The 15,158-nt window shown below is 59.1% G+C and carries 14 protein-coding genes and 1 tRNA gene; 7 read left to right on the forward strand and 8 right to left on the reverse strand.

The window, feature by feature from the left end:
* Nucleotides 1-107: 107 nt before the first annotated feature.
* Complete coding sequence (gene tig, locus GF108_RS17250) at nucleotides 108-1,532, forward strand: trigger factor (protein ID WP_153669312.1); 1,425 nt, start codon at nucleotides 108-110, stop codon at nucleotides 1,530-1,532.
* Nucleotides 1,533-1,561: 29 nt separating this feature from the next.
* Here the strand turns inward: tig and GF108_RS17255 are convergent, their stop codons facing one another.
* From GF108_RS17255 to sfsA, 5 genes are all read right to left on the reverse strand, one after another.
* Nucleotides 1,562-2,317, reverse strand: coding sequence for a 3-keto-5-aminohexanoate cleavage protein (locus GF108_RS17255; protein ID WP_153669314.1), 756 nt, complete (start codon nucleotides 2,315-2,317; stop codon nucleotides 1,562-1,564).
* 129 nt (nucleotides 2,318-2,446) lie between these two features.
* On the reverse strand, nucleotides 2,447-3,280 hold the full coding sequence (locus tag GF108_RS17260; RefSeq protein ID WP_153669316.1) for an AraC family transcriptional regulator: 834 nt from the start codon (nucleotides 3,278-3,280) through the stop codon (nucleotides 2,447-2,449).
* 95 nt (nucleotides 3,281-3,375) lie between these two features.
* On the reverse strand, nucleotides 3,376-4,176 hold the full coding sequence (radC, locus tag GF108_RS17265) for a DNA repair protein RadC (protein WP_153669318.1): 801 nt from the start codon (nucleotides 4,174-4,176) through the stop codon (nucleotides 3,376-3,378).
* An 8-nt stretch (nucleotides 4,177-4,184) separates the two neighbouring features.
* The gene (map, locus tag GF108_RS17270; protein WP_153669320.1) at nucleotides 4,185-5,015 is read right to left on the reverse strand and encodes a type I methionyl aminopeptidase; all 831 of its coding nucleotides are present in this window, start codon (nucleotides 5,013-5,015) and stop codon (nucleotides 4,185-4,187) included.
* 18 nt (nucleotides 5,016-5,033) lie between these two features.
* Entirely contained in the window at nucleotides 5,034-5,738 is a 705-nt protein-coding gene (gene sfsA / locus GF108_RS17275; protein ID WP_153669321.1) for a DNA/RNA nuclease SfsA, read from the reverse strand.
* Nucleotides 5,739-6,058: 320 nt separating this feature from the next.
* Here sfsA and GF108_RS17280 point away from each other — a divergent pair, with 320 nt between their 5' ends.
* Nucleotides 6,059-6,238, forward strand: a complete 180-nt coding sequence (locus GF108_RS17280) for a hypothetical protein (RefSeq protein ID WP_113280777.1) — start codon at nucleotides 6,059-6,061, stop codon at nucleotides 6,236-6,238.
* Nucleotides 6,239-6,358: 120 nt separating this feature from the next.
* Here the strand turns inward: GF108_RS17280 and GF108_RS17285 are convergent.
* The 3 genes from GF108_RS17285 to GF108_RS17295 all read right to left on the reverse strand — a co-directional run bounded on the left by GF108_RS17285 (nucleotide 6,359) and on the right by GF108_RS17295 (nucleotide 9,962).
* Nucleotides 6,359-6,434 (reverse strand) — tRNA-Glu (locus tag GF108_RS17285).
* A gap of 145 nt (nucleotides 6,435-6,579) precedes the next feature.
* On the reverse strand, nucleotides 6,580-7,782 hold the full coding sequence (locus tag GF108_RS17290) for a YcbK family protein (protein WP_370462199.1): 1,203 nt from the start codon (nucleotides 7,780-7,782) through the stop codon (nucleotides 6,580-6,582).
* 359 nt (nucleotides 7,783-8,141) lie between these two features.
* Nucleotides 8,142-9,962 (reverse strand): alpha/beta hydrolase, encoded by a 1,821-nt coding sequence (locus tag GF108_RS17295; RefSeq protein WP_153669323.1) that lies wholly within the window; start codon nucleotides 9,960-9,962, stop codon nucleotides 8,142-8,144.
* Nucleotides 9,963-10,079: 117 nt separating this feature from the next.
* On the opposite strand from GF108_RS17295, the gene GF108_RS17300 reads away from it, so the two are divergent.
* From GF108_RS17300 to GF108_RS17320, 5 genes are all read left to right on the forward strand, one after another.
* The gene (locus GF108_RS17300; RefSeq protein ID WP_153669325.1) at nucleotides 10,080-10,439 is read left to right on the forward strand and encodes a hypothetical protein; all 360 of its coding nucleotides are present in this window, start codon (nucleotides 10,080-10,082) and stop codon (nucleotides 10,437-10,439) included.
* A 142-nt stretch (nucleotides 10,440-10,581) separates the two neighbouring features.
* Nucleotides 10,582-11,799, forward strand: coding sequence for an LL-diaminopimelate aminotransferase (locus GF108_RS17305; RefSeq protein WP_027231449.1), 1,218 nt, complete (start codon nucleotides 10,582-10,584; stop codon nucleotides 11,797-11,799).
* A 72-nt stretch (nucleotides 11,800-11,871) separates the two neighbouring features.
* Nucleotides 11,872-13,188: a homoserine dehydrogenase gene (locus GF108_RS17310; RefSeq protein ID WP_153669327.1), complete on the forward strand. Its 1,317-nt coding sequence runs from the start codon at nucleotides 11,872-11,874 to the stop codon at nucleotides 13,186-13,188.
* Between the two features lie 179 nt (nucleotides 13,189-13,367).
* Nucleotides 13,368-14,351 carry a class II fructose-bisphosphatase gene (gene glpX / locus GF108_RS17315; protein WP_027231447.1) on the forward strand — a complete coding sequence of 328 codons (984 nt, stop codon included), beginning with the start codon at nucleotides 13,368-13,370 and terminating at the stop codon, nucleotides 14,349-14,351.
* Between the two features lie 145 nt (nucleotides 14,352-14,496).
* A complete protein-coding gene (locus GF108_RS17320) occupies nucleotides 14,497-15,108 on the forward strand; it encodes a hypothetical protein (RefSeq protein ID WP_153669329.1) in 612 nt (203 codons plus the stop codon).
* The last annotated feature ends 50 nt before the right edge of the window (nucleotides 15,109-15,158 follow it).

Consider the following 15,158-nt stretch of genomic DNA (forward strand, 5'->3'; position numbering starts at 1 on the left):
TCTCTTCGTCCGCACCGGAAGCCGCAAGGGCAGGCAGTTTTCTCCCGCAATTTAGGCCAACGAGCCGGCAACGGCGGGACAAATGTTAAAAAAGTGAAGGTTTGGACATGCAGGTTACTGAAACGCTCAATCAAGGGCTGAAGCGCGAGATCAAGGTCGTCGTTCCGGCCAAGGATCTGGAAGCAAAGCTTTCCGAACGCCTCAAGGGCGCCAGCGCCAAGGCGCGCATCAATGGCTTCCGCCCTGGCAAAGTGCCGATGACCCATCTGCGCAAGATGTACGGCAAGTCGTTCATGGCCGAAGTCGTCAACGAGATTTTGAGCGATTCCTCGCGGTCCATTCTTGCCGACCGCAACGAAAAATCCGCTACTCAGCCGGAAGTCGTAATGACCGAGGACGAGAAGGAAGCGGAAAAGGTTTTGAGCGGCGAAGCCGATTTCGAATTCTCGCTGAACTACGAAGTTCTTCCTGCCATCGAGATCAAGGACGCGTCGAACATCACCGTAACCCGCGAAGTCGTCGATGTCAGCGATGAGGAAGTCGAAGAGCAGGTTAAGCGCGTTGCCAGCTCCGCCCAGACCTTCGAGACGAAGAAGGGCAAGGCCGAGAGCGGCGATCGCGTGACGATGGACTACCTCGGCAAAGTCGACGGCGTTCCGTTTGATGGCGGCGCCGACACCGACGCGACGCTCGTCCTCGGTTCCGGCCAGTTCATCCCCGGCTTCGAGGATCAGCTCATCGGCGTCAAGGCTGGCGACGAGAAACAGATCAACGTGACGTTCCCGGCTGAATATAGTGCTGCGCACCTTGCCGGCAAGGACGCAACCTTCGATGTCACGGTCAAGGAAGTCGCCAAGCCGGGCGAACTCGAAATCAACGACGAGACCGCAAAGAAGCTCGGCATCGAAAGCGCCGACCGCCTGCGCCAGGTCATCCGCGAACAGATCGAGAGCCAGTACGGCACGTTTACGCGCCAGAAGGTCAAGCGCCAGATTCTCGACGCGCTCGACGGCGAATACAAGTTCGAATCGCCGGAGCGCCTGATCGACGCCGAGTTCAACAACATCTGGGCACAGATCGGTCACGACCTCCAGGAAGCCGGCAAGACCTTCGAAGATGAAGACACGACGGAAGAAGAAGCGCGCGAAGAGTATCGCAAGCTTGCCGAACGCCGCGTCCGCCTCGGCCTCGTCCTTTCCGAAATCGGCAACAAGGCCGGCATCGAGGTAACGGAAGAAGAACTGCAGCGCGCCGTCTACGACCAGGTTCGCCGCTATCCGGGCCAGGAACAGCAGATTTACGAATTTTTCCGCAAGACGCCGGAAGCCGTAAACAATCTGCGCGCGCCGATCTTCGAGGAGAAGGTGGTCGACCATCTCCTTTCGAACATCAAGGTCACCGACAAGAAGGTGACGAAGGAAGAGCTGATGGCCGACGATGAGGCGGATGCCAAGTCGGAAGAGACCAAGAAGCCTGCAAAGAAGGCAGCGCCGAAGAAGGCCGCCAAGAAGAAGACTGACGACGAGGCATAAGCCTCACCATCGATCGGGAAAGGGCGGCGTCAGCCGCCCTTTTCATTTGCGGTGCCGAGAAGCGTATCGCCGCCATGCGCCAGGACCACCGCAGCCCGGATCAGGTCGGCATTGTCCTCGGCTTCCTTGCCTTCGGGAAGGAGCTTGCCATCCTCGAGGCCAATGCGTCCATCATAGCCGCGCGCAATTGCCAGGTTGAACATCGGCCAGACACTCGCTTCATCGCCGTGCAGCAGAATGGGAAGCTCGAATTTCGCCTGTTCCAGCACTGATATGATCCCTGTTGCCACTGCCATTGCCTCATCAAAATCCTGTTCATTGACTTCAATGAGCACTCTCGAGCACTTCTTGGCATCAGGAAGGGCGATGAAGCGCTCGGCGTCGCTTATCGACCATAGGCCGGCTTCGACGCCCATGCCCTTGTCCCAGACAAGCGCCATGATCTCGGCAGCATCCTCTTCGATCAGATTGACCGATACATAGTCGGGAAGTTCCTGCCATTGCGCGATCGGGGCCTGGCGCGCCTTGCCGCCGGGCGGGATGCGCCAATGTGTCGAAACGCCGATCGGTACCTCCGGAACGCTTTCACGTACGGCGCGGATCGCGGCGCTGATATCAGAGGCGACAAGGCTTTCGTTACCATCCAGATCCCGCGGATGTATGTGAAGTTCGCCGGCGCCTGCCGCCACGACAAGCGCGGCGTCGCGGGCAAGCTCGTCTGCCGTAAAGGGAACGGCAGCGTGAAAATCGCGGTTACGACCGCCGTTGAGGCAGGCTTGCAGCATGTGTCAGCTCCCATCTTGCCAAGGCGGCTGATCTTAGCAAACCTGCTAACAGCCATCTGTCAGCAATAACGGTTGGAGCGGCGCATGGTTGCGGCGGGCCGGCTGCCGCTGGCCCACCAGCGAGGATAATCAGGACTTCACAGGTATCCAGATCTCGAGCCCGCCATTTCCGGTTCTCGGATCGAATTCCGGCCCGTAGCGCTCGAAATTGGGAGCATCGGCGACCTCATGGCCGGACTCCGGAAGATAGTTGCCCCAGATAGTCATGAACGTGCTTCGGATCGTCGAGATATGATCCTGATGCGTGAAAACGAGGTACTTCTGGGCCGGAATACGGACACGGCTAAACGTGTCGGGAATTTCGGAGAAATCCCTGACCTCGACGCCGGCGATATAATCGAAGTTGTTCTCATCGTCGCTATTGCAGCAAACGCCATAGGCAATGTCGCCGACCTGACCGGCAATATACCCGATATGGGGTGCAAAGCGCTGCCATTGAGACGGTATCGCCTTGCTGCTCTCGCAAGTGTAGCGCGCGCCCAACCCGGCGACGAGAAGGGGCTTGCCTGCAACGACACGCGGTTCTTCCAGATTTACGACCAATGTTTCGTCCATTTTGATAGCCTCCACCAGTGGGATGTTTTCGACATGGCCTTGCGCACGAACCTGTTCCGGCGTCATGCCGAACTGATCGCGGAAGGCGCGGGTGAATGCTTCATGGGAATTGTAACCGGCCCCGAGAGCAACACAGAGAATATCGGGAGCACCTTCGCTGAGAAGCCGGGCGGCCGAGCTGAGCCGGCGGCCCCGGATGTAGCCGCTGACCGAACAGCCTGTCACGGCCGCAAAGGCACGTGACATGTAGAAACGCGACAGGCCCGCCGAAGCGGCGATGTCGTCCAGGGTTATACCCCCGGAAAAATGCCCTTCGATGTACCAGATCGCTTTTTCGACCGTGTTCATTCAAATCTCCATTCAAGCACGATACCTGAATAGGACTTTTCAGAATGGTTCATTTGATCGGGTTTGCGGTCGAACAGGATATTGTCTGGCAATTCTCAGAAAAGTTGCAATCCCTTGAGACTGGCATGGCTGTTCTTGCCCACAATAATGTGGTCGTGGACGACAATGCCCATCTGCGTGCCGATATTGGCGATGGTCCGTGTCATCTCGATGTCCGCCTTGGAAGGCGTCGGGTCTCCGGACGGATGGTTGTGCACGAGAATAATCGCGCTGGCGGAAAGGTGCAGAGCCCGTGCGATCACTTCCCGCGGGTAGACAGGTGTGTGGTCAACAGTGCCGACCTGTTGCACCTCATCGGCAATCAACGCGTTTTTCTTGTCGAGGAACAGGATGCGCAACTGCTCGCGGGGTGCGTGGGCCATCGCGGCGATGCAATATTCGATGACCTTGTTCCACGAAGTCAGCAACGTCTTCTCACGAATATCGCTGCGGATGACGCGATGCGAAAGCGCGGATACCAGCTTGAGGTCGAAAGTGACGGCAGGGCCGCAGCCCTTTACTTCGCGCAGCAGGTGCTCGGGCGCGCCCAGGACTTCCCCCAGCGAACCGAAACGGGCAATGAGCGCCTTGGCAAGCGGCTTGGTGTCGCCCTGCCGGACAGAGCGGTAGAGTAGCATCTCAAGCATTTCATAGTCGGCGAAACCATCGTGGCCGACCTTCTCGAAGCGCTCCTTCATGCGGTCGCGATGACCGACATAATGCGGCGTGTCATTGCCCGACTGCTTCGGCCGCGCGTTGTGCGAAGCAGAATAAGGCTCAACGACTGGTTGTTTAGGGGTGGATTTTGCGGAGGGTTCGTTGAGGAAGAAAGTCGGTTCCGGCTTTTCTTCGCTCATTGCCGATCCTATCCGAGGTTCAGTCCGGGCGCGAACAGGCCGGCCGGCGAGAGAGTGAATATCTCGCAGCCCGTGCTGGTGACGCCGACAGTGTGTTCGTATTGCGCGGTGAGCGAGCGGTCACGTGTCACCGCCGTCCAGCCATCTGCAAGCACCTTCACATGCGGCCGGCCGAGATTGATCATCGGTTCGATCGTGAAGATCATTCCCTCGCGCAGTTCGATACCCTCATTCGGCGTGCCGTAGTGAAGGATGTTGGGTGCGTCGTGGAAGAGCTGGCCAACACCGTGGCCACAGAAGTCGCGCACGACCGAGCAACGCTCGGCTTCGGCATAGCTCTGGATGGCAGCGCCAATGGCACCGGTGCGCACGCCCGGCCGAACGGCGGCAATGCCGCGCATCAGGCTTTCAAGCGTGACTTCCATCAGGCGTTCAGCGGCGCGCTTGATTTGCCCGACGGGATACATGCGGCTTGAATCGCCGTGCCAGCCATCGAGGATATAAGTGACGTCGACATTGACGATATCGCCTTCGCGCAGCGGCTTGTCATCGGGGATGCCATGGCAAACCACGTGGTTGATCGACGTGCAGCTCGATTTGGTGTAGCCGCGATAGTTGAGCGTCGCGGGCAGGGCGCCATGGTCGGCACCGAACTCGAACACGAACCGGTCGATCGTATTGGTCGTGACGCCTGGCGCCACGATCGATGCCAGCTCATCCAGGCAGCGTGCTGTCAGCTGGCAAGCCTTGCGCATTGCCTCGAACCCTTCCGGGCCGTGCAGCCGGATCTGGCCGGTATTCTTAAGAGGCGCGTTCTGTGCGTCGAGATAGGTGACCATAGTAAAGTCCGGTTGGCATCAATCGATAATTGGCATCGTGCTTATTGCAGCAATGCCCGTGGGCGTGATGTGGCATTTTACAGCGTATGCTTCAACCCCACGCTTCATTGCCCGATCAAAAGCCATAGCGTAGACCGGGTCAAGATCGCCGCAGATCCTCAGTCGTTCGCAATCCCCGCGCTGGACGACATAAAGCATTACGCCGCGAAAACCATTTTCAACCATGTTTCCGAGCTCGTCCAGATGTTTTGCGCCGCGCGCCGTTGGCGAATCGGGGAATTCGGCAAGGCCGGCTTTGCGGGAGAAATGGACGTTCTTGACTTCGACATAGGCCCGTTGACGACCGGGGCCGCGCAAAAGGATATCGATACGTGAGTTCGCGCCATATTTCTGCTCGCGCCTCAGCTCGGCATAGCCCGAGAGCGAGGGTATCATCCCGGCAAGGATGACTTCTTCCGCGATCCGGTTGGGCAGGCCGGTATTGATGCCGACCATCGTGCCGCCAACTTCGACCATCTGTAGCGTGTGCGGATATTTGCGTTTCGCGCCGTCGGAGAGCGAGAGCCAGACCGGAATGCCGGGATCGGTGAGGCCAAGCATCGACCCGGTATTGGGGACCGAACTCGTGATCGCAGCGCCGCCGTCGTCGAGAATGATATCGGCGAGAAAGCGCTTGTAGCGCTGGACCAGCCTGCCGGTAACGAGGGGTGAAGCGAAATTCATGATCTGGGTTTAGCCGAAGCGCAAAAAGACGGCAATCAGCGTGAACGGTCCCAGTGACAACCGATGCCGCATAAAAAAACCTGCCTATAAAGGCAGGTTAGTTTGCTCTGGGGTGGGAGAATCGGGTCCGAGTGGAGGTAAACCGAACCCTACTGCCGGCAAATGAGTCCCGGCAGTAAGCTGATGATAGGTCAGCCGCCGATATCGGTCTCATAACTTTGTCTAACAGCGCGTGATAAAGCTTGAAAATGCCGGGGTGTTCGAACCGCTGTCGCTGACCCATTCTATGTATGGGGACGAAACAAACAGGAGAGAACATGATGAACTTCAAGTTTTTCTTACCCGTCGCAGCCGTCGCCGCGCTCACTTTGGCCGCATGCGACAACAAGCCGAAAGAGGGTGAAACCAGCGCGCCTGCCACGACATCCGAGCCGACCACACCGGCTCCGGCGCCAGCGACACCTGCACCCGAGCCAGCAAAGCCTGCGCCCTCCAACTGAGTCGTGTAAGCGCCAAATCGTGCGGCCAGCTCGCGGAGGGCTGGCCGTCTGCAAAGGATACACGCCACAAAAGCAAACGAGCTTTGCGCTTCAAGGTTCTGAATTTCCAGGAAGAAAACCTGGTACGCCCAAGGGGAATCGAACCCCTGTTTCCGCCGTGAAAGGGCGGCGTCCTAGACCGCTAGACGATGGGCGCCCCGCAGGTAAGCGGCTTATAGTGAAACAGTTTTTGCGCCGCAACCCCATTGAGCATTCTTTTTTCAAAAAAATGAAGATTGTTCAACTTGCGCGTTAGCCGACACAGGACAGCGTGTAAGGACGAGGCGGTTTTCGCGGTGCGGCTAGCCACGGCCACGCGAGCAGCGCCAGTTCCAGTCGCGGGTCGGTCCGATATCCACATGGACCGATTCGGTGTGACAATAAGTTCCAACGCCGCCACGGCCCGGCATGGAGCGAGCAAAATTGGCCAGTACCCACTTGGAAACGCCCGGCACCTGAATATCAGCGGCGGCGCATGACATGTGGAGCGAGGCCTTGGCGCCATTCACCAGGCGGTTGTAGGGCGGGCTGCGATAGCCGGAGGTGACGATTACCGCCTTGCCGAAGCGGCGCTCGATCGACTTGAGGAAGCCGACGAGCTGCGGCTTGAGACATGCGACCTGCACATTCTCGCGCTGCACCTTCAAGCCGTTCGGGGCGAGACGCGCGAGGCCCGCAGCCGAGGCGAGAATCACCTGTGCCGGCGCGGCCTCGACGTCATCGTCTTCGTAAAGGCTGTCGCGCTGCATGATCTGAATGCCGGCATTCGGGCGAACGCCGGGCAAGGACGACAGGTGTTCGGTCTTGCCTTCGAATGATTCGGCCGAGGGAAGCGCGGCCGATGCCGTCTGGACCGGAGGCTCGGCCGAGCGAAGCTGCGGTTGGGATCTTGGCTGGATGATGGCAACCTGGCGGCTCGCCGCTGGCCTGTTCTGGCTGTTGCCGAAAAGGCGAAGGAGAAGACCACTGTCCTTGTTCGGGGCGGTGGCAGCCGCCGCCTTGGTCTCGGCGGGCTTGACGTCAGCCTTGGCTGCAGCCTCGTCGGGCTTCGCCGTCTCGGCGCTGGCCGGTTCTTCCGCGGCCTCGGCAGGCTTCGGCGCAGCCTTTTGCGGCGCTGGTGCGCCTTCACCGCGCATGCTGTTGCTGAAGAGCGAAGTCTTGGCCGGAGCTGCCGCTGCTGCGGCGCTGGCGACATCTACGGTGCCTTCCGGCTTTGCCGGCGCGATCGAACCGAAGAGCGAGGTTTTCTGCTGCGGAGCCGCTTCGGCCGGTGCGGCGGCCGCTGCCTGCTGTTCTGTCGACGCGACTGCCGCAGCGGCCTTGGCGTCGGCTGGCTTGGTTGCATCCTTCACGGCTTGCAGGGCATTGGCTTCGGTGCTGCCGGCAAGCGCAAGCGCTTCGGGCGATACTGTCGCCGTGCCGGTGGAGGGCATACCGTGTTCTGAGGTGGACTTGGCTTCGGCAGTCTGTGTCGATTCGGCAGCGCTGGTCAGTGCGGAGGTCACGCTGGGACTGGTGCCAGTGGTGCAGGAGGTTGCTGCGAATGCAGAGAGCGCAACGACGCATGCGACGGTACTCGCCCGCAAGGCAGAAACTGAGGCTGGCAGTATTTTCAACGATTCCCCCGTCTCGTCTTTCGCGATTTCCGTGGATCGTGGAGACCGCTTTTATAAGAGCAGAAAGCTCGCGAAGTTTTGTCTAAGTGCAAAAACACCGGCGTAGAGTCGCCAGAGTTAAAGACTTTTAGGTATCTGCACAAGTCGTCCAGTATAGATAGAATGAGGCGAAAACGTGATTGGCCGCTTTTTTGCCATTGTCTTCACCTGTGCTTTGGCGGCTCCCGCCGGTTCGAATCAACTCTTTCCTACACCCTGACGCGAACATAGGTTCCTGGTGCTTCGGCCAGAATTTCAACGTTTTGTTCGCCGGGTTTGCGTGCGGAAACGCGCTCTGGAGCCTGTGATTCGACCCATTTTTCCCAATGGTTCCACCAGGAACCCGGGTGCTCCCGGGTTTTGGCGATCCAGTCATCAAAATTGCCCACGGGCGCGCCGCCGGTCCAATATTGATATTTGTTCCTGGCCGGCGGATTGACGACGCCGGCAATATGGCCCGAACCCGCGAGGACATAGGTGACATCCCCACCAAAAAACTTGCACCCGGTAAAGACCGAGAGAGCTGGAGCGATGTGGTCTTCCTTGGCCGCAAGGTTGTAGATCGGAATCTTGACATCGGCGAGGGAGAGATTTTCGCCGGCGAGTTGCATCATGCCGCGCACCAAATTGTTGTCGAGATAGCAATTGCGCAGATAGTAGGAATGGTTGGCTGCGCTCATCCGCGTCGCGTCGGCGTTCCAATAGAGAAGGTCAAAGGGTAGGGGATCGCGGCCGCGCATGTAGTTGTTGACGACATAGGGCCAGATAAGGTCGCCGGAGCGCAGCATGTTGAAGGCCGTCGCCATGCGCGTGCCTTCAAGGTAGCCCTCGGCAGACATCGCCTTTTCCAATGCACTGATCTGGTCTTCATCGACGAAAACCTTCAGATCGCCGGCATGGGTGAAATCCACCTGTGTGGTGAAGAGCGTCGCGCTCTTGATGCGGTCCTCGCCCTCTCTGGCAAAAAGCGCAAGCGCCGCACTCAGCAGCGTACCGCCGACGCAATAGCCGATGGCATTGACACCTTTTTCGCCCGTGGCTTTTTCGATGGTGTCGAGGCCAAAGCGCAGCCCTTCATTGATATAGGCCGTCCAGTCCTTGTGAGCATGGCGCTCGTCTGGATTGACCCAGGAGATGACGAAGACCGTGTGTCCCCGATCAACTGCCCATTTGATGAATGATTTTTCCGGGTTGAGATCGAGAATGTAAAATTTGTTGATCCAGGGCGGGCAGATGAGAAGCGGGCGCTTGAGCACCCTTTCCGTCGTCGGCTCATACTGGATGATCTCGGCGACTTCGCTGCGCGCGATGACCTTGCCCGGCGTGGTGGCTACATTCTCGCCAAGCGAGAATTTCGTGGTGTCGGATTGGCGGAGCCTGAGGTCACCGCCGCCGGCGGCGATATCTTCTGCGAGCATCTTCATGCCGCGGACAAGGTTTTCCGCGTTGCTGGCGACTGTTTCCTTATAGAGCTCGGGATTGGTCATAAGAAAATTGCTCGGCGAGGCCGCGGTCGTGATCTGCTTGACGTAGAAGGAGGCCTTATGCCGCGTATGCTCATCGAGCCCTTCGGTGTTTTCGACGAGTTCGGCCGCCCAGCGGGCCGTGACGAGATAGGCCTGCTTGAGAAAATCGAAAAAGGCGTACTTGCCCCAATCCTCGTCGGCAAAGCGTTTGTCGCCTTTGTCGGGCGTGACGACGTCGTCGACGTCTTCGCCGCTCATGCGGCGAATGGAGTTCGACCAGATGGCCATGTAGCTGGTGAAAAGCCTGGTCTGGGCCTCTAGCGCACGCGCCGGTTCGGCGAGCCAATATTCGGAAACCTTGGAGAGGGTTTTGACGACATCGGTCACGGGGTCGGCAAGCGTATCGCGCTTCAGGCCCTTTTCTCGCGGCTCAACCCAGGCGGATGCGGCCTTGCCGGCCTGCTCGATCATGTGGGCGACATTGCGGGCAAACGCCTCTGGATCCTTGATGACATAATTATCAAGGTTCGGCACTTTGCCTGTCTTGTCCCCTTGATTGTCCATGCAGGCACTTCCTCCCATGTCGCACAATATTGACATCATATCATAAATTGGTGCTATCCCTCTAACGTGCAATTGTTATCGTCATTATGAATTCGTTTTTCGCAATCGGGACATAAAATGAACTTGCCGGTCAAAAACCTCATGCGCCTGTCATTCGGCGCCGTTCTGATTTCGGGGCTCGGCGCCTGCGCAAACAACTCGGCGCAGCCGGTCATGGCCAATTCGCCGCTGACCGGACCCGTCAATACCGGCACCTATCCGCATTTTACGCCGGACCCCAAAGGCGAGACGACGCAATTTACCCCGGAAGAGAAGCAGGCGCTGATCGACAGGACGACGGCGGCAAAGACAGCCGCGCAATCCGGTCCCTCGGCCGATCCGGCGGCGGCTGCCAAGAAGCAGGCGGATTTGCAGAAGCTGATAAAGCAGCAGCAGGACGATTTGACGGCAATCGAAGGCAAGAAGACAACGCCCTAGTTTTGGCCGCATCTTTCCCACAATGAGGTGGGAGGCTGTCGGCGATCGCCGGCGCGAATGCCCGCAATGATTGCTCGACCGCTGTAGCGTTTCGTTGTATAGCGCGACGCGCATAATTAACCCTTTTAACCGGACCCAGCCTATGGAAGAATTTCATAAAGTTCGCCGCCTCCCGCCTTACGTTTTCGAACAGGTGAATCGCCTGAAGGCGAGCGCGCGAGCGGCGGGTGCGGATATTGTCGATCTCGGCATGGGCAACCCCGACCTGCCGACGCCCCAGGGCATTGTCGACAAGCTATGCGAGGCCGTGCAGGACCCGCGCACGCATCGCTATTCGGCATCGAAAGGCATCCCCGGTTTGCGCCGCGCCCAGGCTGCCTATTATGAGCGGCGCTTCGGCGTGAAGCTCAATCCTGACACGCAGGTCGTTGCGACCCTTGGCTCGAAAGAAGGCTTCGCCAACATGGCGCAGGCGATTACCGCTCCGGGCGACGTCGTGCTTTGCCCCGATCCGACCTATCCTATCCATGCTTTCGGCTTCATCATGTCGGGCGGCGTCATCCGCTCCATTCCGGCAAAGCCCGACGATCAGTTCATTCCGGCGTTGGAGCGCGGCATTCGCCACTCCATTCCAAAGCCGCTCGCACTTATTCTGAACTACCCGTCCAATCCGACCGCCCATGTGGCGTCGCTCGATTTCTACAAGGATGTCGTCGCCTTCGCCCGCAAGAACGAGATCATCATTCTATCGGATCTCGCCTATTCGGAGATCTATTTCGACGGCGCGCCGCCTCCCTCGGTTTTGCAGGTGCCGGGCGCGATCGATGTCGCGGTCGAGTTCACCTCGATGTCGAAGACCTTCTCGATGCCCGGATGGCGCATGGGCTTTGCCGTCGGCAATGAGCGGCTGATCGCGGCGCTGACTCGGGTCAAATCATACCTCGATTACGGCGCGTTCACGCCTATCCAGGTTGCGGCGGCCGCTGCACTCAACGGTGACGGCTCCGACATTGCGGAAGTGCGCGGCATCTACAAGCGCCGGCGTGACGTTCTCGTCGACAGCTTCGGCAGGGCAGGCTGGGATGTACCTCCGCCTGCGGCGACCATGTTCGCCTGGGCGCCGATCCCGGAAAAATTCCGCAGCCTCGGCTCGCTCGAGTTTTCCAAGCTGCTGATCGAACACGCTGACGTTGCGGTCGCCCCCGGCATCGGTTTCGGCGAGCATGGCGACGACTACATTCGCATCGCTCTGGTCGAGAACGAGCACCGGATACGTCAGGCCGCACGCAGTCTGAAGCGGTTTCTTGCCACGGCCGACGAAAAACTGCACAACGTCATCCCGTTGAACGTTCGTCGTTGATCTGGCGGCGTTCGCAGTAAAATCGACGGCGCCATCCGGCGCCGTTTCAGCAAAATTTCAGGGAATTGCATGATGAGTGAAGCGCTGCGCGTGGGTATCGCCGGACTGGGTACGGTTGGTGCCTCCGTTCTGAAAATATTGCGTGACCGGGGCGAAATGCTCACTCGCCAGTGCGGCAAGGAAATCGTGGTTACTGCCGTTTCGGCGCGTGACCGCAAGCGCGACCGTGGCGTCGACTTTTCCTCGGCGAGTTGGTTCGAAGACCCGGTGGCGCTCGCCAAATCAAACGACATCGACGTTTTCATCGAATTGATCGGAGGTGACGAAGGACCGGCGCGTGCTGCCGTGGAGGCTGCGCTGAAATCCGGCCGGCACGTCATCACCGCCAATAAGGCGCTGCTTGCCAAGCATGGCGTCGCCTTGGCAAAGATCGCGGAAGAGAAGGGCGTTCTCCTCAACTTCGAGGCGGCGGTCGCCGGGGGCATCCCTGTCATCAAGGCACTGCGCGAGTCGCTCACCGGCAATACTGTTTCGCGCGTCTATGGCATCATGAACGGCACCTGCAACTATATCCTCACGCGCATGTGGGAAGAGGGTATCTCGTTCGATGCCTGTCTCGCCGATGCGCAGCGTCTCGGCTATGCGGAAGCGGACCCGACCTTCGACATCGAGGGCAATGATACGGCACACAAGCTCGCAATCCTGACGAGCCTTGCATTCGGCACCCAGATTTCCGCAGACGACATCTATCTCGAGGGTATCAGCAACATCTCGCTCGCCGATATCAAGGCGGCCGACGAACTCGGCTATCGCATCAAGTTGCTGGGCGTGGCCCTGAAAACCGACAGCGGCATCGAGCAGCGCGTCCATCCGACGATGGTGCCGGTCGAATCGGTTATTGCGCAGGTCCACGGCGTCACCAATGCGGTCGCGATTGAAACCGATCTTCTCGGAGAACTGCTGTTGTCAGGACCTGGCGCCGGCGGCGCACCGACGGCCTCGGCCGTTATCGGCGACCTTGCCGATATTGCCAAAAGCCGGCCGGGTTTCCAGCACGGTCCTGTGTTCGGTACACCGGCGAAGGCGCTGGCGCCTTACAAGCGGGCGCGGATGCGCTCGCACGAAGGCGGCTACTTCATCCGCCTTACGGTGCACGACCGCGCCGGCGTGTTTGCCGCTATCGCCAAGCGCATGGCCGACAACGACATCTCGCTCGAATCCATCGTCCAGCGCCAGAGCGCCGACAACCAGCCGGAAGCGACCAAGACGGTTATTCTGGTGACGCACGAGACCACCGAAGCTGCGGTGAAGAAAGCGCTCGAGGGGATCGTCAAGGATGGCCACGCGACCGACAAACCGCAGATGATCCGCATCGAACGGGCGGGTTGAGACCGCCTCGCGCGGCCGCAACCATTGGAAGAAACTGCGCCTAGGGCGTTTAATCGATTAGCTTTTTTGCGAGCCCTTGCCGCATCGATGCGACTTTGACAAAAGGTTTGCATACCGATGCTAAGGAGAGCCGTGGCGATCCCAAAATACGGCGTCGCCACACCAACGCAGGAAAAACTATGCTGAAAACCTCCGAACAAAATGGTCTCGATCGCATCCTTACCCTCGAATTGGTGCGCGTTACCGAGCGCGCAGCCGTTGCTGCTGCACGCCTGCGCGGCCGGGGTGACGAGATGGCAGCCGATCAGGCCGCTGTCGATGCGATGCGTCAGGAGCTCAACCGGCTCCCGATTGCCGGAACCGTGGTGATCGGCGAGGGCGAGCGCGATGAGGCGCCTATGCTCTACATCGGCGAAGAAGTCGGCACGCGGAACGGTCCCGCCGTCGATATCGCCCTCGACCCGCTTGAAGGGACGACGATCTGCGCCAAGAACCTGCCCAACTCCCTCGCGGTCATCGCGATAGCCGAGAAGGGCAATCTTCTCTATGCGCCCGACGTCTACATGGAAAAGATCGCCGTTGGTCCGGGTTATCCGGCCGGAATCATTAATCTCGACGCGCCTGCCATCGAGAATATCACCGCCGTTGCCAAGGCGAAGGGCGTGCCGCTCAACGAAATCACCGCCTGCATCATGGACCGCCCGCGGCATGCGCGCCTGATCGAGGAAGTGCGTGCGACTGGCGCTGCCATTCGCCTGATCGGTGATGGCGACGTTGCCGGCGTCATCCATACGACCGATCCGGACGAGACCGGAATCGACATCTATCTCGGCATTGGCGGTGCTCCCGAGGGCGTACTTGCCGCGGCGGCGCTGCGGTGCATCGGCGGCCAGATGCAGGGGCGTTTGCAGCTCAACAGCGACGACAAGATCGCTCGGGCCGCCAAGATGGGCATCTCCGATCCAAAGAAGGTCTATACGATGGAAGAAATGGCGAAGGGCGACGTGCTCTTTGCCGCCACGGGCGTGACCGACGGCAACATGCTCAGCGGCGTCAAGTTTGCCCGCGATTACATCCAGACCCATACGGTCGTCATGCGTTCACATTCGCAGACGGTGCGCGAGATCAAGGCCAAGCATCAGGACATGGCCAAGTTTCAGTAATGACGCGCCTTCACAACAAGCTGCCGGTCTCTTTCGGGACGGGCAGCTTTTTTACGATAATTACTGCTGATTTCACTCTACCCTATTGGGATCACGTGTTTTTTGGTATTTTGTCATATGAGTACCTCTTCGCGACGGGTCAGGCATGAATATCCATTACGGAATTGTCTGCAATATATTGTCGATACTTTTGGTTTTAGTGCCGTTTTCTCCGCTTCACGCGCAGGAAACGGACCTGGATCTCATTCAAGGTTACCATTCGCGCGATATCCTCGTCGGTCTGCCTGATACCTCCGGCCCCTTCACCGTCATCAGCCGCAATGCCGATCCGCAGACTTTCAGCGCGACTGTCGAATATGGCGGCGTGGATGCGCGGGCGATCGTCTCGGTCAACGGGGTCCGTGCCAGCAATGTTGCCGGCATGTACCCGGTCAAGGACGGCCCGGATGATCCCGTGGTGCGCAGCTTGCTCGACCAGGCATTCCAATACCATTCGAGCCAGCCCAACCAGGTGGCGCAGCGGACCAATATAGGCTACGGCAACCGCGCCATGGCCTGTGTCAGCTCTGATGATCCCCAGAAGAAGGACGATTTTCTCGTCTGCGCCACCGGCGTGCTCGGGCGCTACATGCTTATTCAGCCCGTAATGAACTATCGCCTCAGTTCCAAGGAGGTCGTCGACCGGCAACTTGCCGATTTTGCCTCCGCCATGGCCTCAGCCATCAGCGAACTTGCGCTGCCTCCTGCCAGCAACTGACACCCGTTGTCGTGATTGGCGTTGGATAGGCCTTTCGAAGCATTGCTTTC

The sequence above is a fragment of the Phyllobacterium sp. SYP-B3895 genome, from assembly GCF_009647635.1.
GTDB classification, from domain to species: Bacteria; Pseudomonadota; Alphaproteobacteria; order Rhizobiales; family Rhizobiaceae; genus Phyllobacterium; species Phyllobacterium pellucidum.